Annotated in this window: 21 protein-coding genes; 17 read left to right on the top strand and 4 right to left on the bottom strand. The window is 72.3% G+C overall.

Annotated features, from left to right (window positions below):
• The first annotated feature begins 71 nt into the window (after positions 1-71).
• The 7 genes from MUY22_RS30405 to MUY22_RS30435 all read left to right on the top strand — a co-directional run bounded on the left by MUY22_RS30405 (position 72) and on the right by MUY22_RS30435 (position 9122).
• Positions 72-1436: an NAD-dependent succinate-semialdehyde dehydrogenase gene (locus MUY22_RS30405; RefSeq protein WP_247050257.1), complete on the top strand. Its 1365-nt coding sequence runs from the start codon at positions 72-74 to the stop codon at positions 1434-1436.
• 132 nt (positions 1437-1568) lie between these two features.
• On the top strand, positions 1569-3797 hold the full coding sequence (gene bglX / locus MUY22_RS30410; protein ID WP_247050259.1) for a beta-glucosidase BglX: 2229 nt from the start codon (positions 1569-1571) through the stop codon (positions 3795-3797).
• Positions 3798-4011: 214 nt separating this feature from the next.
• The gene (locus MUY22_RS30415) at positions 4012-4452 is read left to right on the top strand and encodes a MarR family winged helix-turn-helix transcriptional regulator (protein WP_247050260.1); all 441 of its coding nucleotides are present in this window, start codon (positions 4012-4014) and stop codon (positions 4450-4452) included.
• Positions 4453-4549: 97 nt separating this feature from the next.
• A complete protein-coding gene (locus tag MUY22_RS30420; protein WP_247050262.1) occupies positions 4550-5860 on the top strand; it encodes an MFS transporter in 1311 nt (436 codons plus the stop codon).
• A gap of 30 nt (positions 5861-5890) precedes the next feature.
• Positions 5891-6439, top strand: coding sequence for a cysteine hydrolase (locus MUY22_RS30425; protein WP_247050264.1), 549 nt, complete (start codon positions 5891-5893; stop codon positions 6437-6439).
• Positions 6440-6571: 132 nt separating this feature from the next.
• Entirely contained in the window at positions 6572-7270 is a 699-nt protein-coding gene (locus MUY22_RS30430; RefSeq protein ID WP_247050266.1) for a DNA recombination/repair protein RecA, read from the top strand.
• Between the two features lie 289 nt (positions 7271-7559).
• The gene (locus MUY22_RS30435) at positions 7560-9122 is read left to right on the top strand and encodes a DNA polymerase Y family protein (RefSeq protein WP_247050268.1); all 1563 of its coding nucleotides are present in this window, start codon (positions 7560-7562) and stop codon (positions 9120-9122) included.
• Between the two features lies 1 nt (position 9123).
• Here the strand turns inward: MUY22_RS30435 and MUY22_RS30440 are convergent, their stop codons facing one another.
• Complete coding sequence (locus tag MUY22_RS30440) at positions 9124-9498, bottom strand: CrcB family protein (protein ID WP_247050269.1); 375 nt, start codon at positions 9496-9498, stop codon at positions 9124-9126.
• Positions 9495-9929 (bottom strand): fluoride efflux transporter CrcB, encoded by a 435-nt coding sequence (gene crcB, locus MUY22_RS30445; RefSeq protein ID WP_247050271.1) that lies wholly within the window; start codon positions 9927-9929, stop codon positions 9495-9497. Before crcB ends, MUY22_RS30440 begins: the two co-directional genes overlap by 4 nt.
• A gap of 330 nt (positions 9930-10259) precedes the next feature.
• Between crcB and MUY22_RS30450 the strand changes: the two genes are divergently transcribed.
• The 3 genes from MUY22_RS30450 to MUY22_RS30460 all read left to right on the top strand — a co-directional run bounded on the left by MUY22_RS30450 (position 10260) and on the right by MUY22_RS30460 (position 15173).
• Complete coding sequence (locus MUY22_RS30450) at positions 10260-13586, top strand: error-prone DNA polymerase (RefSeq protein WP_247050273.1); 3327 nt, start codon at positions 10260-10262, stop codon at positions 13584-13586.
• A complete protein-coding gene (locus MUY22_RS30455; RefSeq protein WP_247050275.1) occupies positions 13583-14188 on the top strand; it encodes a GNAT family N-acetyltransferase in 606 nt (201 codons plus the stop codon). Before MUY22_RS30450 ends, MUY22_RS30455 begins: the two co-directional genes overlap by 4 nt.
• A gap of 178 nt (positions 14189-14366) precedes the next feature.
• A complete protein-coding gene (locus MUY22_RS30460; protein ID WP_247050277.1) occupies positions 14367-15173 on the top strand; it encodes a polysaccharide lyase family 7 protein in 807 nt (268 codons plus the stop codon).
• Between the two features lie 47 nt (positions 15174-15220).
• Here the strand turns inward: MUY22_RS30460 and MUY22_RS30465 are convergent, their stop codons facing one another.
• Positions 15221-16801, bottom strand: coding sequence for an SMI1/KNR4 family protein (locus MUY22_RS30465; protein WP_247050279.1), 1581 nt, complete (start codon positions 16799-16801; stop codon positions 15221-15223).
• Between the two features lie 36 nt (positions 16802-16837).
• Here MUY22_RS30465 and MUY22_RS30470 point away from each other — a divergent pair, with 36 nt between their 5' ends.
• From MUY22_RS30470 to MUY22_RS30495, 6 genes are all read left to right on the top strand, one after another.
• Entirely contained in the window at positions 16838-17092 is a 255-nt protein-coding gene (locus tag MUY22_RS30470) for a hypothetical protein (RefSeq protein ID WP_247050281.1), read from the top strand.
• Positions 17093-17129: 37 nt separating this feature from the next.
• Complete coding sequence (locus tag MUY22_RS30475) at positions 17130-17969, top strand: LLM class F420-dependent oxidoreductase (protein WP_247050283.1); 840 nt, start codon at positions 17130-17132, stop codon at positions 17967-17969.
• 167 nt (positions 17970-18136) lie between these two features.
• On the top strand, positions 18137-18385 hold the full coding sequence (locus MUY22_RS30480; RefSeq protein ID WP_247050285.1) for a hypothetical protein: 249 nt from the start codon (positions 18137-18139) through the stop codon (positions 18383-18385).
• 25 nt (positions 18386-18410) lie between these two features.
• Positions 18411-18581 carry a hypothetical protein gene (locus MUY22_RS30485; protein WP_247050287.1) on the top strand — a complete coding sequence of 57 codons (171 nt, stop codon included), beginning with the start codon at positions 18411-18413 and terminating at the stop codon, positions 18579-18581.
• A 25-nt stretch (positions 18582-18606) separates the two neighbouring features.
• Positions 18607-18777 (top strand): hypothetical protein, encoded by a 171-nt coding sequence (locus MUY22_RS30490; RefSeq protein ID WP_247050290.1) that lies wholly within the window; start codon positions 18607-18609, stop codon positions 18775-18777.
• Between the two features lie 74 nt (positions 18778-18851).
• Positions 18852-19022: a hypothetical protein gene (locus MUY22_RS30495; protein ID WP_247050292.1), complete on the top strand. Its 171-nt coding sequence runs from the start codon at positions 18852-18854 to the stop codon at positions 19020-19022.
• A gap of 87 nt (positions 19023-19109) precedes the next feature.
• On the opposite strand, the gene MUY22_RS30500 is transcribed toward MUY22_RS30495, so the two are convergent.
• Positions 19110-20207: an NADH:flavin oxidoreductase gene (locus MUY22_RS30500; RefSeq protein ID WP_247050294.1), complete on the bottom strand. Its 1098-nt coding sequence runs from the start codon at positions 20205-20207 to the stop codon at positions 19110-19112.
• A 101-nt stretch (positions 20208-20308) separates the two neighbouring features.
• Between MUY22_RS30500 and MUY22_RS30505 the strand changes: the two genes are divergently transcribed.
• Positions 20309-20674: a MerR family transcriptional regulator gene (locus MUY22_RS30505; protein WP_247050295.1), complete on the top strand. Its 366-nt coding sequence runs from the start codon at positions 20309-20311 to the stop codon at positions 20672-20674.
• Position 20675: the final 1 nt, after the last annotated feature.

The raw sequence follows: 20675 nt of genomic DNA on the forward strand, positions 1-20675 counted from the left end.
GACCGGCGTTTCCGGCGTTCCCCGCCTGGGTACGCGGAAGCGACGATCTTTCGACGAGCGAGGAGTGCACTGTGGCCATCGCGACGGTCAACCCGGCGACGGGCGAGCGGGTCCGGGAGTTCGACGCGCTCACCGAGGAGCAGCTGGACGGCAAGCTGGCGCTCGCCGCGGAGGCCTTCCGCGCCTACCGGAGGACGTCGCCCGGCGATCGCGCCGCGTTGCTGCGCCGGGCCGCGGACATCCTCGAGGCCGAGGCGGACGAGCTGGGCCGCCTCGCGACGCTCGAGATGGGGAAGACCCACGTCGCCGCCGTCGCCGAGGTGCAGAAGTCGGCGAAGGGGTGCCGCTGGTACGCCGACCACGGCGCGGAGATGCTCGCCGACGAACCCTGGCCGGTCGAGGGCGCGAAGGTCTTCACCCGGTACGAGCCGCTCGGGCCGGTGCTCGCCGTGATGCCGTGGAACTTCCCGTACTGGCAGGTCTTCCGGTTCGCCGCGCCGGCGCTGGTGGCGGGCAACGTGGGCCTGCTCAAGCACGCGTCGAACGTCCCGCAGTGCGCGTTGGCGATCGAAGACGTCCTGCGCCGCGCCGGTTTCCCCGAGGGCGTGTTCCAGACGCTGCTCGTGCCGTCCTCGGCGATCGAGGCCGTGATCGGCGACGAGCGCGTCCGCGCGGTGACGCTGACCGGCAGCGAGCCGGCGGGCCGTGAGGTCGGGGCCGCCGCGGGCCGCAACGTCAAGGCGAGCGTGCTCGAACTGGGCGGCGCCGACGCCTTCATCGTGATGCCCTCGGCGGACCTGGACAAAGCCGTCGAAGCCGGCGTCGGCTCGCGGACGCTGAACAACGGCCAGTCCTGCGTCAACGCCAAGCGGTTCATCGTCCACGAGGACGTCGCCGAGGAGTTCACCCGGAAGTTCACCGAGAAGATGGCGGCGCTGACGGTCGGCGACCCGATGAAGGACGACACCGACCTCGGCCCGCTGTCGTCGGCCGACGCCGTCGAGACGATCCACCAGCAGGTGAGCGACACCGTCCGGGCCGGCGCGCGGCTGCTCACCGGCGGGAAACCCCTCGACGGCCCGGGCCACTACTACCCGCCGACCGTGCTGGCCGACATCCCGGACGGCTCGCCGGGCCACCACGAGGAGTTCTTCGGCCCGGTGGCGCTGATCTGGGCGGTCCGCGACGTCGACGACGCCATCCGCGTCGCCAACGACTCGCCGTTCGGGCTCGGCGGCAGCGCGTGGACGGCGGACCCGGGGGAGCAGGAGCGGTTCGTGACCGAGGTCGAGACCGGGATGATGTACCTCAACGAGTTCACCCAGTCCACGCCGGAAGTCCCGTTCGGCGGCGCCAAGAACTCCGGGTACGGCCGGGAACTGGCGTCGTTCGGGCCGCGGACGTTCGTCAACGCCAAGACGGTCTGGATCGCCTGACCCGCGGTCGCGGCGACCGGCCGAATTGACGCGCCCGGGCGGGCGGGAACGTGTCTATCCTGATTGGCCGGTTTCGCTCGCGAAAGGGTCCCCGCCATGGAACAGACCGATCGTCCGACCACGACAGACGGAGTGAACCGGCGCAGCCTGCTCGCCGGGGTCGGCGGCCTCCTCGCCGCCAGTGGTGTCGCGTCGAGCGGCCTGCTCGCGCCACCCGCCGCCGCCGATCCCGTGGCCGCCAAGCCGGAGCGCGACGACCGGGTCGAGGGCCTGCTCAAGAAGATGACCCTCGCCGAGAAGCTCGGCCAGCTGCAGCTGCTCGGCAACGAGAACGACGCGCGCACGGCGCTGGCGACCGGCCGGCTCGGCGGCGTCTTCTCGGTGGTCGGCGCGGCGAAGCTCAACGCGCTGCAGCACATCGCCGTCGAGCGGACGCGCCTGCGCATCCCGCTGATCTTCGGCCTGGACGTCATCCACGGGTACACCACCAACTTCCCGATCCCGCTGGCCCAGGGTTCGAGCTTCGACCCCGCCGTGGCGGGCGCCGACGCGTCGGTGTCGGCGAAGGAGGCCCGGCGCAGCGGCATCCACTGGACGTACGCGCCGATGATGGACGTCACCCACGAGCCGCGCTGGGGCCGCATCGCCGAGGGGTACGGCGAAGACCCTTACCTGGCCACGAAACTCGCCGTCTCGAAGGTCCGCGGCTACCAGGGTGACGACTACTCGTCGCCGGACCGCCTCGCCGCCTGCGCCAAGCACTTCGTCGCCTACGGCGGGGCCGAAGGCGGGCGCGACTACAACACCGTCGACGTCTCGCTGCAGCGGCTGCACAACTTCTACCTCCCGCCGTTCAAGGCGTCCGTCGAAGCCGGCGTGGCGACGGCGATGGCCAGTTTCAACACCATCAGCGGCGTCCCCGCGCACGGCAACGGTTACGTCCTGCACGACGTCCTCAAGAGCGCCTACGGCTTCCGCGGGTTCGTCGTCAGCGACTACACCGGCGTCCAGGAGCTGATCCTGCACGGGCTCGCCGGGGACGGCGCCGACGCCGCGGCGGCCGCGCTGCCGGCCGGTGTCGACATGGAGATGGTCAGCACGAACTACGTGCAGTACGGCCAGCAATTGCTGGCGCAGCGGCGGATCACACGCGACCAGATCGACGACGCCGTCCGCCGGATCCTGCTGGTCAAGGTCAAGCTGGGCCTGTTCGAACGGCCGTACGCCGACGAGGCCGTCGAGGTCAAGGCGCCGTCGCCGGCCGCACTCGCGGCGTCGCGCCAGGCGGCCGGGCGGTGCATGGTGCTGCTCAAGAACGACGGGCTGGTGCTGCCGCTGGCCAAGACCGTCGGCTCGGTCGCCGTCGTCGGCCCGCTGGGCAACGCGACCTACGACCTCAACGGCACCTGGTCGGGCCTCGGCACCGGCGCGGCCACGACACCGCCGGTGACCGTGGTCGACGGGATCAAGGCGGCGGCGCCCGGGGCGGCGGTGACGTTCACCGCCGGCTGCGCCGTCGAGGGCACCGACACCAGCGGGTTCGCCGCCGCGCAACAGGCGGCCCGCGCGGCCGACGTCACCGTCGTGGTCGTCGGCGAGACGGCCGCGATGAGCGGTGAAGCGGCCGCGCGCAGCACCATCGACCTCCCCGGCGTCCAGCAGCAGCTGGTGGCCGCGATCAAGGACACCGGGAAGCCGTTCGTGGTGGTGCTGGTCAACGGCCGGCCGCTGACGATCCCGTACCTGCACGACAACGCGCCCGCCATCCTCGAGGCGTGGGCGCCGGGCGTGCAGGGCGGCCACGCGGTCGCGGACGTCCTGTTCGGCACCGTCAACCCGGGCGGCAAGCTGCCGGTGAGCTTCCCGCGCGCGGTCGGGCAGATCCCGATCTACTACAACCACGAGAACACCGGCCGCCCGGCCGACCCGGCGAACAAGTACACGTCCAAGTACCTCGACCTGGAGTCCGGCCCGCTCTACGAGTTCGGTTTCGGCCTGTCGTACACGACGTTCCGCGTCGACGGCCTGCGCCTGTCGGACACCCGGCTGCCGGCCCGCGGCGGCCGCGTCCAGGTGAGCGCCAAGGTGACCAACACGGGCGGCCGCGCCGGCGACGAGGTCGTCCAGCTGTACGTGCGCGACCCGGTCGCCTCGATCGTCCAGCCCGTCCGCCGGCTGCGCGGCTTCCAGCGGGTGACCCTGGCCGCGGGCGCGTCGACGACGGTCTCGTTCACCCTCACCCCCGAAGACGTCGGCTTCTACGACAACGCGGCCAAGTTCCGGGTGGAGCCGGGCAAGATCGAGGTCTACGTCGGCACCAGCTCGGCCGCCACCCTGACGTCAACCTTCACCGTGGTCTGACCCGTAACTCACGTGCTCAGGCACGTGACCCGCGTGCTTGAGCACGTAACTCGCGTGATGGGGGCCGGAACTCACGAGTTCCGTCTCCGATCACGCGAATCACGTCTCCGATCACGCGGGGCACGGTTCGGGCCGCCGGTGTGACCGACGAGACATACAGGTAACTGTACAGTCTGACTGTACATTTCTTGCCGCCGCGGTTACGGTGACGGGCATGGGTGATCAACTGTCTCCGTCGGCCGTCGAGGCGTCACAGCGGGTCCGCGCCGTCATCCGGCGGCTGCGGCGGGGCATCGCCGGTGCCTCGGATCCCGGTGACGTCACGCTGTCGCAGGCCACGGTGCTGACCAGGCTGGCCGACAGCGACGGCCGCACCACCAGCGACCTCGCCGCGGCCGACGGGGTGCGGCACCAGTCGATGACCTCGACGGTCGCCGCGCTGCTCGACCTCGGCCTCGTCAAGCGGCGGCCGGATCCCCGGGACGGCCGCCGCCTGCTGGTCACCGTCACGGCCAAGGGGCGCCGGCACGTCGATGCGGGCCGGCAGGCTCGTGGCGAGTGGCTCGCCGCGAGGCTGCAGGAGGAGTGCACGGAGGAGGAACGGCAGACCGTCCTGGCCGCGATGGCCGTGCTGGATCGGCTCGTCCATGAGTGACCGGACCACGGCTGACCGGACCACGGCTGACCGGACCACGGACGACCGGGCACCGGAAGCCACTAAAACCGGCTTCGACCGCGGGCTGATCCCGCCGATGCTGCTGGGTTCCATCCTGAACCCCGTCAACTCCACGATCATGGCCGTCGCGCTCGTCCCGATCGGCGCGGCGCTCGGCGCCCCGCCCTCGCAGACCGCGTGGCTCGTCTCGGCCCTGTACCTGGCCACGGCGCTCGGCCAGCCGATCGTGGGCCGGCTGATCGACATCTTCGGCCCGCGCAAGCTCTTCCTGATCAGCACGAGCCTGGTCGGCGTCGCGGGTGTCATCGGGACCGTGGCCCCGGGCCTCGGCGTGCTGATCGCGTCGCGGGTGCTGCTCGGCTTCGGCACGTGCGCCGGCTACCCGGCCGCGATGGCGTTGCTGCGCAGCGAAGCCGAGCGCACGGGGGAGGACAACCCCGCCGGCGTGCTGACGGCGCTGGCCGTGGCCAACCAGACCATCGCCGTCATCGGCCCGCTGCTGGGCGGCCTGCTGATCGGCCTCGGCGGCTGGCGCGCCACCTTCGCGCTCAACGTGCCGCTGGCCGCGGCGGCGGTCGTGCTGGGCCTGCTGCGGCTGCCCCGCGCGCGGGAGACGTCCACCCGGGAACGCTGGACCGCCCGGCTCGACCTGCCGGGCATGGGCCTGTTCGCCGTGACGCTGGTGGCGCTGCTGTTGTTCCTGATGAACCTGCGGCCCAGCAGCTGGTACCTGCTGCTGATCGCCGTCGCGGCCGGCGCCGCCTTCGCCGTGCGGGAGCTGCGGGCCGCGATCCCGTTCATCGACCTGCGGGTGCTGGGCGGCAACGCGCCGCTGCTGGTCACTTACGGGCGCGCGCTGGTCGCCTACATCGTCTCCTACGCCTTCCTCTACGGCTTCACGCAGTGGACGGAGGAGGGCTTCGGGCTCTCGCCGTTCTACGCCGGGCTGGTGCAGATCCCGATGTTCCTGGTGGCGATCGTCATTTCGATCACCACCGGACGGCGCCGGGGCGTGCGGGGAAAGCTCCTGCTCGGCGCGCTGGCGCAGATCGCCGCCTGCGTGCTGATGCTGGTGCTCACCGGCGAGAGTCCACTGTGGATGCTGCTGCTGATCGCCGTGGTCTTCGGCATCCCGCAGGGCGCGGTCAGCCTGGCGCTGCAGAACTCCGTGTACCACCAGGCCGATCCCGAGCGCACCGGCTCGTCGGCCGGGCTGCTGCGCACCTTCGCCTACGTCGGTTCGATGGTCGCCTCCGCCACGACGGCGGTGGCCTTCGGCCCGCACGCGAGTACCGCGGGCATGCACACCCTGGCCTGGGTGATGCTCGCCGCCGGCGTCCTGTTCCTGCTGCTCACGGTCGCCGACCGCGGCCTGCGCCACGTCTGAATCCCCTTGTCCGGAACGAAAGGCACGACCTTGTCCCGCACCGCCCTGCTCGCCATGGACCTCCAGAACACCCACCTCGCGCGCGTCCCGGACGGCTACCTGCCGCGCGCCGCGCGGGCGCTGGAGACGGCGCGCGGTCACGACGTCCCGGTGATCCACGTCGCGCTCCGGCTGCGGCCGGACCACGCCGACGTCCACCCGCGCAACCGGATGTTCGGCGCCGTGCCCGCCGGCCGGTACACCGCGGCCGACGAGGGCGCGGCCATCCACCCCGGCGTCGCGCCCCTCGACGGCGAGATCGTCGTGTACAAGAACCGCGTCAGCGCGTTCGCCGGCAACAACCTGCACCAGATCCTCGGCGCCCAGGACATCGGCCACCTCGTCCTGGCCGGGATCGCCACCAGCGGCATCGTCCTGTCCACCGCGCTGCAGGCCGCCGACCTCGACTACGGCGTCACGGTGCTGTCCGACGCGTGCGTCGACCCCAGCCCCGAGCTGCACGACACCCTCGTCACCCAGCTCTTCGCCCGCCGCGGCGACGTCGCGACGGTCGGGGAGTGGGCCGAGAGGCTCTCTTGACGCGTTCGACTTGACAGTGGCCGCTGCCGTCTCGCAGGATGCGAACAGGTGTTCGATAGTAGTCCTGGGTTCGCCCGCGGGTCCCTTGCGGGTGTCTCCGGTACGGGTTCGTGGTGCTGGAGGTGAGCGGCGGTGGCGGTACCGGAAGCGCTCACGTCCATCCCCGGCGTCCGGGTGGCTTCGCAGCTGCGCGAGCCGCATTCGGACGTCACCCATACGGGTGGATCTCTGCCGCTGACCCCGGCGCTCGCCGGCCTGTTCCCGGCCGGCGGCTTGCGGCGCGGCAGCACGGTGTCGGTCGCGGGGTCGACGTCACTGGTGCTGGCGCTCCTGGCCGAGGCGACGCGGGCCGGCTCGTGGGCGGCGGTGGCCGGGCTGCCGGACCTGGGCCTGGCGGCGGCCGCGGAACTCGGCGTCGACCTCGACCGGATCGCGCTGGTGCCCCGCCCCGGCGCCGAGGTGGTCGCGGTGCTGTCGGCCCTGGTGGACGGGTTCGACCTGGTGGTGGTCGGCCCGGTGGTCGCCCGCGGCGTCCAGCCCCAGGTGGCCCGGCGCCTGGCGGGCCGGGTCCGCAACCGGGGCGCGGTCCTGCTGGCGGCCGGCCCCTGGCCGGGCGTGGACCTGGAACTGCGCGTCTCCCGGCGCCATTGGCGAGGAGCCACCACGGACGGCCACGGCCACCTACGGGCACGCGACATCATGGCGACCAGCCAAGGCCGCGGCGCGGCGGCCCGCCCGCAGACGGTGGCGCTGCAACTGCCGGGCCCCGGAGGCGCGGTCGCGCCGGGCGACCCCCCGGCCGGACGGCGGTTGGTCGAGGTGACCGGGTGAGCGGTGCGGTCGGTGCGGGGTTTCGTCGGCGGCCAAGGAAGTGCGCGGTGAGTGACGCGCTGCCGCGGTCAGGTGGTCGCCGGGGCGGCCGGGCCGTTTGCGGGATTTCTTTGGTGGCCAAGCGATCGCGCGCACCTAGGCCGCTCGGCGAGTGGGGCGGCGAGGCTCGGACACCGGCCGCGCGGCCAGGCCGCTCGGCCGGATGGCGTCCCGACCGGGCTGGTGCGCGGCGGTTCGACGGTCGCGGGCGCCGCTCGGGGTCGGGTCGCGGCGTTCCTGTGGCAGCCGGGTGAGTGACGCGCCGCGGTTGCTGGTGCTGTGGTGCCCGGACTGGCCGGTCGTCGCCGCCGGGGCCGTCGCGGGGACGCCGCCCCTCGCGCCGGCCGCGGTGTTCTCCGCCAACCGGGTCGTCGCCTGTTCCGCGGTCGCGCGGCAACACGGTGTCGTGCGGGGGATGCGGCGTCGCGACGCGCAGTCCCGCTGCCCGGATCTCGCGGTGCACCAGCACGATCCGGAACGGGACGCGCGGCTGTTCGAGCCGGTCGCCGCCGCCGTCGAGGGGCAGGCCGTGGGTGTGGAGGTCGTGCGGCCGGGGATCGTCGCGGTGCCCGTCACCGGCGCGGCCGGGTACTTCGGCGGCGAGGAAGCCCTGGCCGAGCTGCTGCTCGACGAGGTGTCGGCGAACGCCGGCGTGGAGTGCCAGGTCGGGATCGCCGACGGCCTCTTCGCCGCGACGCTGGCCGCCCGCCGCTCCGCGCTCGTGCCGGCCGGCGGGGCGGCCGGGTTCCTGGCGCCGCTGTCGATCGCCGAGCTGAACCAGCCCGGCGACGACCGCGCCGAGCTGGTCGGCCTGCTCAAGCGGCTCGGACTGCGGACGCTCGGCGCGTTCGCCGCGCTGACCGAACGGGACGTCGCGGGCCGCTTCCCGCGCGACGCGATCACCGCGCACCGGCTGGCGCGCGGGCTGTCGGAGCGGCCGCCGTTGCGGCGGGCCCTGCCGCCGGAGCTGTCGATCACCGAGGAGTTCGAGCACCCGCTGGAACGCGTCGACGAAGCCGCGTTCGTCGCGAAGACGCTGGGGGAGCGGTTCTTCACCGGGCTGGCGCGGCACGGGATGGCGTGCACGCGGCTGGCGATCGTGGCGGTGACGGAGGCGGGCGAGGAACGGGTCCGCGTCTGGCGCTGCGCCGAGCCGCTGACCGCGCGGGCGACGGCGGACCGCGTGCGGTGGCAGTGCGAAGGCTGGCTCACCGCCCGCGACGGCCGGCCCACCGCCGGGATCGTCCGGCTGCGCCTCGACCCGGAGGAGGTCGTCGGCGGGCAGGCGTTGCAGCTGCAGCTCGGGTCGATGGGCCGCGACGCCGACGCGGCCGAACGCGCGGCCCGCGCGCTGGTCCGGATCCAGGGCCTGCTCGGCCCGGACGCCGTCGTCACCCCGCTGCTGGACGGCGGCCGCGGCCCCGCCGAGCGCGTGCGGCTCATCCCGTGGGGCGACCCGCGGACGCCGGTTTCGCCGGACGCGCCCTGGCCGGGACGGCTGCCGGCACCGTCGCCGGCCGTCCTCGCCGCCCACCCGGCCCGGGTACTGGACGACCGCGGCGCCGTCGTCGCCTGCACCGATCGCGGCGAGCTGACCGGCCCACCGGCAACCGTCGCCGTCGAGGGCCGATCACCGCGGCCGGTGCTCGCCTGGGCCGGCCCCTGGCTGCACCACCCGGCGCTGACGACCCGAGGCCGCCGCCTGGCGCGGCTGCAGGTGGTGGTCGAGGACGAGACCGACGAGGTCGCCCTGCTGCTGACCGTCACCGTCGGCGGTACTCCACAGTGGACGGTCGAGGGCAGCTACGACTGACTCACCCGAACACCGCCTGGGCCACCGCCGTGCCGAGGTAAGCCGCGCCCAGTCCGGCGAACACGCTCGCGATGACGTTCGCGGCGGCGGAGAACCTCGCCCCCGTTTCGGCCAGCCGGAGCGTTTCGTAGGAGAACGTCGAATAGGTGCTGAGCGTGGCGCACAACCCCGGGCCGATCAGGTGCTGCAGCGGCTGGGGCACGGTCGTCGCGGTGGCGGCGCCGGTCAGGAAGCCGAGCACCGTGCAGGCGATGAGGTTCACCGTGAAGGTGCCCCACGGGAAGCCGGTGTCATGGCGGGCCTGGACCGCGCGGTCGGTCAAGTAGCGCAGCGGGGCGCCGACCAGGGCGCCGGCGATGACCATGAGCCAGTTCACGAGCGGCTCCCAAGGCTCAGGGCGCGGCGGGTGAGCGCGCCCGTCGCCCACACCGCGGCGACGGCCGCGATGACCGTGGCCACGAGGTAGAGCAGGGCGGTCGGGGCGTGGCCGCCGTCGAGCAGGTGCTCGGCGTCGACCGCGTAGGTGGAGAACGTCGTGTAGCCGCCCAGGACGCCGGTGCCGAGGAACGGCCGCACCAGCGGGTGGGCCGCCGGCATCGCGGTGATGACCGCCATCAGGACGCCCATGGCCGCGCAGCCGGTGACGTTGATCCAGAACGTCGTCCACGGGAACCCGCCGGACGCGGTGGGCCACAGCAGGGTGGCGCCGTAGCGGGCGCAGGCGCCGAGCACTCCGCCGGCCGCGACGACGGCGACGGTCTGGAGGTGACGGCGCCGCTGCGGGGAAGCGGGCTCGGAGTGGGGCACGGCGGGCAGGCTCCTACCTGATCGGGGCACGAGGGCGGCCTCGTACGGCGTGGTTCAGGCAGGGACCGTTGGCGGCGGATCGCCGCGGTTCGGGTACGGCGGGCCCCACCGCCGCGCGGCCACCGGTGAGGGCGGTCGCGAACTCAGCGTAACAGCGCCCCGACGCCCTCGACCACAGCCCTCACCGGACCGTCTACCTGCGGTTATCGATGTCACGCCGGGTTGACAGCGCGCCCTCCCCGGCCCAGGATCAAGGGCGAGAGTCGTACGTGTGTTCGAACAGTAGTCGCTGACTTCCCCGCAGCGAACTCGTGTCGTGGGGAGCTGGCGTTGGCGTTCAACAACCCGAACGTGCCGTGGTCCGAGGTCGAGCGGGTCGCGTCCGGTCGTGCCCCCTTCCCGGGGGACGGCAGCGACTCGCCCGCGTGGTCGCGCAAGCGGGACGGCTACGCCGGAGCGCCGGACGACCTGCGCAACCGCCGCGGCCGCGACGACGGCGGCGAGCGGCTCCGGGCGCCGTACGCGGAACTGCACGTTCACTCCAACTTCAGCTTCCTCGACGGCGCCTCCCACCCCGAGACGCTCGTCGAGGAGGCCGCCCGCCTCGAACTGGACGCCCTCGTCCTGACCGACCACGACGGGATGTACGGCGCGGTCCGGTTCAACGACGCCGCCCGCGAACTCGGCGTCCGCGTCGGCTTCGGCGCCGAGCTGTCGCTCGACCTCCCGGCACCGCAAGGGGGTGAGCCGGACCCGGCCGGGTCGCACCTGCTCGTGATCGCGCGGCAGCAGGAGGGTTACCACCGGCTCTGCCGGGTGATCTCCCGCGCGCAGCTGGCCGGCGGCGAGAAGGGCCGCCCGGTCTACGACGTCGAGGAGCTGGTCGACGAGCTGGCCGGGCACGTCGTGGTCCTGAGCGGCTGCCGCAAAGGCGCCGTCCGCCGCGCCCTCGCCGAGCGTGGCCCCGCGGCCGCGCGCGCCGAGCTGACCCGGCTGGCCGGCTGGTTCGGGCGCGGGCACGTCGCCGTCGAGCTGATCGACCAGCGGCTCCCGCACGACTCGGCCGCCAACGACGTCCTCGCCGAAATGGCCGCCGACCTGCGGTTGCCGACGATCGTGTCGAACAACGCGCACTACGCCCGCCCGGACGACGCCGTCGTGGCCGAGATGGTGGCCGCGGTCCGCGCCCGCCGGTCGGCCGAGGAGCTGGACGGGTGGCGGCCGCCGTCGGGGCAGGCGTTCCTGCGGTCCGGGGCCGAGCAGCGACGCCGTTTCGAGCACCGGTACCCCGGCGCGGTCGGGCGGGCTGCCCTGCTCGGCGTCGAAGTGGCGTTCGACCTGCAGGTCGTCGCGCCGGACCTGCCGCCGTTCGACGTCCCGCCCGGCCACGACGAGATGTCCTTCCTGTGCGACCTGACCTGGGCCGGCGCGATCACGCGCTACGGGCGCCGTGAGGACAACCCGAAGGCCTACGCCCAGCTCGACCACGAGCTGGACGTCATCAAGCAGCTCGAGTTCCCGGGCTACTTCCTGGTGGTGTGGGACATCGTCCGGTTCTGCCGCGAGGCGAACATCCTGTGCCAGGGCCGGGGATCCGCCGCCAACAGCGCGGTCTGCTACGCGCTGGGGATCTGCCACGCGGACCCGGTGAAGTGGAACCTGCTGTTCGAGCGGTTCCTGGCGCCGGAGCGCGACGGGCCGCCGGACATCGACATCGACATCGAGTCCGACCGCCGCGAGGAAGCCATCCAGTACGTCTACGAGAAACACGGCCGCTTCCACGCCGCGCAGGTCGCGAACGTCATCACCTACCGGGCGCCGTCGGCGATCCGCGACGCCGCGAAAGCCCTCGGCCACAGCGTCGGGCAGCAGGACGCCTACGGCAAGCTCGTCGATCGCTGGGGCGGCGTCGCCGCCACGAAACAGCAAGCTGCGGGCGACATCCCCGACGACGTCCTCGACCTGGCCGCGCGGCTCGAGGACTTCCCGCGTCACCTCGGCATCCACTCCGGCGGGATGGTGATCTCGAAGCAGCCGGTGTCCGAAGTGGTCCCGGTGGAGTGGGCGACGATGGCCGACCGCAGCATCCTGCAGTGGGACAAGGACGACTGCACCAGCGTCGGCCTGGTGAAGTTCGACCTGCTCGGCCTCGGGATGCTGTCGGCGTTGCACTACATGATCGACCTCGTCACCGAACACCACGAGTCCACTGTGGACATCGGCAAGCTTGATCTGGCCGATCCGGGCGTCTACGACATGCTCTGCGAAGCCGACGCGGTCGGGGTGTTCCAGGTGGAGTCGCGTGCGCAGCTGGCGACGTTGCCGCGGTTGCGGCCGCGCAAGTTCTACGACCTGGTCGTCGAGGTCGCGTTGATCCGGCCCGGCCCGATCCAGGGCGGCTCAGTGCACCCCTACATCCGGCGCCGGCGCGGTGAGGAGCAGTGGCAGCACGCGCACCCGCTGCTGGCCGGCAGCTTGGACCGGACGCTGGGCGTGCCGTTGTTCCAGGAGCAGGTGATGCAGATGGCCGTCGACGTCGCGTCCTTCACCGGCGCCGAGGCCGACCAGCTGCGCCGGGCCATGGGGGCCAAGCGATCCAGCGCGAGGATGCACGCGCTGATGGCGCGGTTCTTCGCCGGGTGCGAGGCCAACGGCCTGGACCGCGAGCTGGCGACGCGGATCTTCGAGCAGATCCACGCGTTCTCCGGTTACGGCTTCCCCGAGGCGCACTCGATGTCGTTCGCGTTGCTGGTCTACGCGAGCGCGTGGTTCAAGCTCTACTACCCGGCCGCGTTCTGCGCGGGGTTGCTGCGCGCGCAGCCGATGGGCTTCTACAGCCCGCAGTCCCTGGTCGCCGACGCCCGCCGCCACGGCGTCCTGGTGCGGGAACCGGACATCAACGCCAGCCTCGCCCACGCCACCCTCGAACCCGACGCCGACAGCACCGGCGCCGTCGCGCTCCGGCTCGGGCTCGCCGGCGTCCGCCACCTCGGTGACGACGTCGCCGAAGCGATCGTCGCCGAGCGCGACGCGCACGGGCCGTTCGCGTCGATCGGTGACCTCACCCGCCGCGTCCAGCTGAAGAAGACCGCCGTCGAAGCCCTGGCCACGGCCGGCGCGTTCAGCGGCTTCACCCTCGATCGGCGCCAGGCGCTGTGGGCCGCGGGGGCCGCCGCCGCGACCCGGCCCGGGCACCTGCCCGGCCTCGCGCCCGGCCTGGACGCGCCCGCCCTGCCCGGGATGACCCGGTTCGAGGTCACCGCGGCCGACCTGTGGGCCACCAGCGTCTCGCCGGACAGCCACCCCGTGCAGTACCTGCGTGAGTACCTCGACAAGCGGGGCGCGTTGACGGTCGCCGACCTGACGCGGGCGAAGGACGGGACGCGCGTGTGGGTCGGGGGAGCGGTGACCCACCGGCAGCGGCCGGCGACCGCGGGCGGGATCACGTTCTTCAACCTCGAAGACGAGACCGGCATGGCCAACGTCCTCGTCTCACCCGGACTCTGGAACCGGCAGCGCCTCGTCGCGCGCACGAGTGCGGCGTTGCTGGTCCGCGGGCAGGTGCAGGCGGCCGAAGGCGTCGTCACGCTCGTCGCGGACCGGCTGGAACGGCTCGACCTCTCGATGGCGACCGGGCCGTCGCGTGACTTCCGGTGAGCCGGGCGACCGTCGGCGGGCCGGCGTCCGGGACGCGCGGCGAGTACGGCGAGCTCCTCCCCGTGCGCCCGGCGACCGCGGCGCCGCCGGTGGTGTGCCTGCGCGGCCACTACCTCGCGCTGTTCGGGATGATCAAGAGCCACAGCCCCCGCTACCGGCTGCACACCACGCTCTGCGAAACCTGCCGCAAGCAGGAGGCGCCCGATCCGGGCGAACGCCGGCTCGCCGAGTGGGCGCACCTCGACGTCAAGGTCCAGCACGCGCCGGGCGCCGCGCCGCAGGACGGCCTGGTCCTCGTCGCGGTCCCGCCGGCCGCCGGGTCGGCGACGGGGAAGATCGAACTGCGCCTCGACGGGCGGGCCACCGGCACGGCGTCGCTCACGTCGTGTTCGCCGTGCCGCACGGCCACACTGGACTACGTCCACGTCGAGGCCGCCCACCGCCGTCTCGGGTACGGGCGCACGCTGGTGAGCGCCGCCCTCTTCCGCGCGCCGGGCTACACGTGGACGGCGCCGGTGCCGGACGGCCCGGTCGCGCGGGCCTTCCGCGCGCGCATCGCGCTGCCCCGCACCGGCCCGCTCTGCGTCCACCGCGGGAAGTGAGTGTCCCACTCAATGTGAACCTCACCTTGACAGCGAGCAACACCGAACTTAATCTCCTTCATCGTTACTCTCTTTTCGGAAACGCATTTATTCACATACGTGAACAAACACATACGTGAACAAATGAGTGAGCGAAGTCCTCTCCCCGCTTCGCTGCTCGCCGTGAAAGGACGCCACCATGCGTGTGCGCGCTATGCTCACCTTTCTCGCGATCCCGGCATTGCTGGCCGGGACCGCGATTTCCGCCGAGGCATTCCCCAGTGCCGAAGTCAGCGGAATCGCGTTGGCCCCCATGGCCAACCCGGGAGTTGCCCCCGGTGGCAACTTCGACCTCTCGACCTGGCAGCTGCAGGAGCCGGTGGGTTCACCGGGTTCGCCGACGACGATCTCGTCGTCCCGGCTGCAGGGCTCGAACGGATTCCAGGACTCCTACTTCTACACCGACACGCGCGATGGCGCGATGACATTCTGGGCGCCGGAAAAAGGCGTCACCACACCCAACTCGAATTACGCGCGATCCGAGCTGCGTGAGATGAACAAGAGCGGCTCCGCGGCGAACTGGTCGTTGAGCGGGTCGCACAAGCTGAGCGCCACCCTGCGCGTGGTGTCGGTGACGTCCAACGTCTGCGTCGGCCAGGTCCACCTCGGCACCGGTGGTTCGTCGACGAAGCCGCTGCTCGAGCTGTACTACCACTCGAACGGCGACATCGTGCTGGGCACGGAGAACTCGCCCGACGGCGGCCAGACCGCGCACACCGTCGGTCACGTGGCCATCGGCAAGACGTGGACCTACACGATCGGCATCTCCGGCGGCAACACGATCGACCTGACGGTGAACGGTAGCACCACGCACTACAGCATCCCGTCGTCGTTCAAGGCGTACAAGCAGTACTTCAAGGCCGGTTCCTACAACCAGTCCTCTTCGGACAGCACGACGAAGGGTGCGAAGGTCGCCTTCTACGGGCTGACCGTGTCGCACAGCTGATCGGCTCTGTTCCCCGGGTGGGCGGGCACCGGCAGGTGTCCGTCCACTCAGGACAGGACGGCGGAGATCTCGATGACTTCTCCCGTCGAGTCGCCGCCACCGAAGGCTTCGCGCAGTTCGGCCATCTCCGGCAGCGTCGTGCGGCCGGTGACGAGCAGCGCGGCGAGCCGGGGCAGCGGGCGGCCCGCGTCGAGCAGGCGGCGCACCTGGTCGCCGTCCAGTTTGAGCACGCGCAACTCCGGCAGGTCGCAGACCTGGCCCAGGTCCGGCACCGCCGAGCCGGACAGGTTGAGCCGGGTCAGGCGGGGCAGGGTGGTCAGCACCGCGAGGTCGAGCGGCAACCGGATCTCCGCCAGCTGGAGGTCCCACAGCACCGGGTGCCCGGCCAGGACACCGAGGTCGACGCGGCCGCCGCTGATCCGCAGCGACTCCAGGGCCCCGAGCCCGCCGATCGACGGGGTCACCGCCGCCGCGCGGTTGACCTTGAGCATTCGCAGCGACGTCAGCGGCTCGAACACCGCGAGGTCGGTGTCGGCGGGGTCGTTGAGGTAGACCTCCTGGACCAGCTCCGGATCGCGCAGCCCGGCCACCACCGCGGGCAGGCTCAGCTCCGACGCCCTGGAGATGACCTCGCTGTAGGAGCGTTCCCCGCCGTCGCGGAGGCTGGTTTCGGCGAACAGGTACTGCTCACCCGGATCCTCGTACTTCCCGGCCCGCAGCGTCTCCACGACCTCGGTGAGCATCGCGGTGAGCGACGCCGACACGTACCGCAGCGGGCCGTAGATGTCCCGGCCGTACTCGAGGACCTGGCCGGCGTGGCCCCGCTCGGCCGGGTCGAGGTCGACCGCGAGGTAGTTCATCGCGCGGTCGCCGCCGAAGGTGACCCACGAGTCGTTGCGGGACAGGCGTTTCACCCGGCCGAACGGTACCGTCTCGAACACGACGCCGTCGTCCTCCACGTCGTCTTCCCAGCCGTACGAACCCGGATCACCTTCGGTGTAGTTGCCGACGAGCTGGTCGAGGGAGTCGTAGGAGTACGGGCTCAGCAGCCCGGTCTCGTCCGGGTCGCCGTCCGCCAGCAGGTACAGCGCGCGCAGGTCTTCGGGCAGCCGGACGCCGATCCGCGCCTCGGCGGCGGCCAGGTCCGCCTCGGTGCGCCCGGGCGGCCACGGCGGGGGAGTGCCCTTGATCCCGGCGTACAGCTCGGCGAACTCCCCGGCGAGCCGGGTGACCTCGGCGAGCACCGCCGGGTCCGTCGGCGCTCCGGTCGGCACCGCGGGCCGGGGCAGGCCGGGCAGGGGGTGCCCGGGGTAGCGGAACGCCTCGTCGAACACCAGCCGCCCGGGCGACACGGCCGCGATGTCCGGCCGCGCCGTGAAGACGTACTCGCCGCCGGCGGCCAGTCTGACCTCCAGCACCGCCGGTGGCCGTTCGAACAGCCGCCGCGCGATCGACGTGTAGTCGACGCGCAGGCTCTCCCGCACATCACTCCACGCGGTGCACGAAACCGAGCCACCCGTGTGGCGCAGCTGCAGGATGGCAGCCGACCACAGCTCACCCGCGCCCGCACGCAGCGCCGCGGCCATGTCCTTCGCGATGTCGCCGTACCCGGCGTCCCCCGTCGTCACGCGACGGAGCCTAGCGACGGGGTCCGACAAAAAGCCGTGACCTGGTCTGACGCCGGTGTATCAACCGCCGTTTCCGTGGCTCCGCAATCCGGCACTGGCGACAGCGACGAAGGAGCCATTGCGAAAGCCGTCATCGGCAGCGGTGTGCTCGCCGCGGCGCACGGCGGTGTCCCGCATCCTGCCCACGTCTTCGAGGCCGGGGTCTGGGCCGTCGGTGGCATCGTCGTCGCGGGGATCCTGGCGTTCATCGGGCACGGCTACCGCTGCATCGGCTGTGACCGCCCGCGATGACCCGCCCTGGAGGAACTCCAGGGTTACGCTCGTGATCATGCGATTCGCCATCAAGACCTCGCCCCAGAACACCGTCTGGGCGGACATGCTCGCCGTGTGGCAGGCCGCCGATGAGATCGAGCTGTTCGAGTCCGGCTGGACGTTCGACCACTTCTATCCCATTTTCTCCGATTCGACCGGTCCGTGCCTGGAAGGGTGGGTCACGCTCACCGCGCTCGCGCAGGCGACGAAGCGGCTGCGGCTGGGCACGCTGGTCAGCGGGATCCACTACCGCCACCCCGCGCTGCTCGCGAACATGGCCGCGACGCTCGACATCGTCTCCGGCGGCCGGCTGGAGATCGGCATCGGCGCGGGCTGGAACGAGGAGGAGTCCGGCGCGTACGGCATGGAGCTCGGCACGGTCAAGGAGCGCAGCGACCGGTTCGAGGAGGGCTGCGAGGTGCTCGTCGGGCTGCTGACCCAGGAGACCACGACGTTCCAGGGGCAGTACTACCAGCTGACCGACGCGCGCAACGAGCCGAAGGGCGTGCAGCGGCCGCACCCGCCCATCTGCATCGGCGGCAGCGGCGAGAAGCGCACCCTGCGCACCGCCGCGAAGTACGCCCAGCACTGGAACTTCGTCGGCGGCACGCCCGAAGAGTTCGCCCACAAGCGCGAGGTGCTGCACCGCCACTGCGCGGACATCGGCCGCGACCCGGGCGAGATCACGCTGTCCTCGCACGTCCGGCTCGGCCCGGACGCCGACTACGCCAAGGTCGCCGCCGAAGCCGAAGCGCTCGGCGAAGCCGGCCTCGACCTGGCGATCGTCTACCTGCCGCCGCCGCACACCCCGGCCGTGCTCGAGCCGCTGGCGAAGGCGCTCGAGCCGCTGCGCTGACCTGATCCACTTCCCGAACAAGGAGCCGAAGCGGCTCCGGACCACGAAATTGGCCGAACAGCGCGCGGACGGCGCCGGTACTCGGTAGCGTCGTGCCCGCGGGTCGGCGCGCTCCCTCCCCCTCGGCGCGCCGACCCGCGTTTACGCCATCCGGGTGCGGCCTTGCTGTGCGGCTCAACCGCCCGCGGCCCGCAGGCGTGTGCGAGACGTTCCTGATCGCGACCCCGGAAGGGCAGGACGTCATGCACGAGAACACGGTCCCGGAGTTCGAAGACTCGATCGGCCCGCCGATGATCAACTCGGGGCTGCCCGGCGCGGATGCGCGCAACCAGGCCCTCACCGGCCGCCGCGGCCGGAAGGACGGCCTCGGCACGCTCATCATCACCACCACCACCGTCAGCGTGCGCACCGACTGAGCATCGGCCGAGAAGGCGAGACGTCATGCACGAGAACACGGTCCCGGAGTTCGAAGACCCGATCGGCCCGCCGATGATCACCTCGGGGCTGCCCAGCGCGGATGCGCGCAACCAGGCCCTCACCGGCCGCCGGGTTCGCAAGGACGGCCTCGGCACGCTCATCCAAACCACCACCATCAGCGTGCGCACCGACTGAGCATCGGCCGAGAAGGCGAGACGTCATGCACGAGAACGCAGTCACGGAGACCGAGGACCCGGTCGGCCCGCCGGTGATCGGCCCAGTGGGGCCGAACGCGGACGCCCGCAACCAGGCGCTCGCCGGTTGGCGGACCCGCAACGACGGGCTCGGCACACTCACCACCTGGCCGACCATCAGCCTGCGCGCCGACTAGCGCCGCACGCTCGACGCCGCGGGGCCGCCCGTGTCCGAGGCGTTCCTGAAGGTCACTTCGAAGGGGAGAACACCATGCACGAGAACACGTTCTCGGAGACCGAGGACCCGATCGGCCCGCCGATGATCACCTCGGCGGCACCGAACCCGGACGCGCGCAACCAAGCGCTCACCGGCCGCCGCGGCCGGAAGGACGGGCTCGGCACGCTCAACACCTTCACCACCATCGGGGCGCCTGTCGGCTGATGCAGCACGCCCGGCTCGGCGACCGAACCCGAGCGCGCGGAGCCGGGCGCTCGGCAGCGGCAGCGTCCGCGAAACAACCTGCGTCGGCTAGTGCAGCACGCCCAGCGCCGCCGGCGAGAACGGCGTGATGGCCTCCTCGCGGCCGGTCACGATCTTCGTCGCCCACTCCGGGTCCCCCAGCAACGGGCGGCCGACGGCGATCATGTCGAACTCGTCGGCCTCCAAGCGGTGCAGGACGTCCTTGATGCCGGTCGGGGACGCCGAGGCGCTCGACGTGAACTCGGTGTCCAGGCCGATCGAGCCGACCGTGATGGCCGGTTTGCCGGTCAGCTTCTTGGCCCAGCCCGCGAGGTTGAGGTCGGAGCCGTCGAAGGCCGGCTGCCAGTAGCGGCGGGTCGACGCGTGGAAGGCGTCCGCTCCCGCGTCGGCCAGCGCGCCGAGGATGACGCCGAACTCCTCGGGGCTCTCGGCGATCCGGGCGGTGAAGTCGTTCATCTTCCACTGGGACAGCCGCACGACGATCGGGAAACCGGGGGACACCGCGCGGCGGATCTCGCCGACGACCTCGGCGGCGAACCGGGTCCGGGCGCGCAGGTCGCCGCCGTAGGCGTCGGTGCGGTGGTTGGTGCCCGACCAGAGGAACTGGTCGATCAGGTAGCCGTGGGCGCCGTGCAGTTCGACGCCGTCGAAGCCGAGCCGTTCGGCGGTGACGGCGGCCTCGGCGAACGCCCGGACGACGTCGTCGATGTCGCCCCGCGTCATCGTCCGGCCCGGCTCGCCGGGGCTGCCGTCCCCGGACACGGGCACGCCGGACGGGCCGATCGCGGGAGCGTCCGGGTGCGGCACCGCGGCCCCCTTGCGGGTCATCCCGACGTGCTGGAGCTGCGGAAAGATCACGCCGCCGGCCTGGTGGACGGCGTCGACGACCCGGGTCCAGCCGGCCAGGGCCGCGTCGCCGTAGAGGCGTGACACCTGGTCGTGCTCGCCGGACGACGGGTGCCCGACGTAGCTGGCTTCGGTGATGATCAGCCCGGTGCCGCCGGCCGCGCGCCGGGCGTAGTAGGCGGCGAGCTGCTCGGTCGGTACGCCGCCGGGTGACTGCGCGCGGGTCATCGGCGCCATCGCGACGCGGTTCGGGACGGTGAGGTCGCCGAGCACGAGCGGGCGGGACAGGGTGTGCGTCACAGGAATCGCTCTCCTTCGTGAGGTTCCCTGTTACGCTAGAACCTCACGTGGACGTGAGGTTCAACGTCGAGTGCGACAGATCACTCCGGGAGGGAACGGCGATGCGGATCGGGGAACTGGCCGCGAAGGCGGGCGTGAGCGTCCGGGCCTTGCGGTACTACGAGGAGCAGGGCCTGCTCGTGCCGGAACGCAGCTCCGGCGGCCACCGCCACTACTCCGACCGCGGGGCCGACCTGGTCTGGCTGATCCAGCAGTTCTACGCCGCGGGGCTGTCCAGCAAGTCGATCCTCACGATCCTGCCGTGCGTCGAGACCGGGAAGACGACGCCCGAGGCGCTCGCCATGCTCGTCGCCGAACGGGAGCGCATCGACCGGCAGCTGACCGAGCTGGCGCGGGCCCGGGACAAGCTCGACACCGTCATCGCGAACGCCGAGGCGCCGTGCGACCACGCCTGCCGCCCGGAGTGAC

Source organism: Amycolatopsis sp. WQ 127309 (assembly GCF_023023025.1).
Lineage (GTDB): Bacteria > Actinomycetota > Actinomycetes > Mycobacteriales > Pseudonocardiaceae > Amycolatopsis.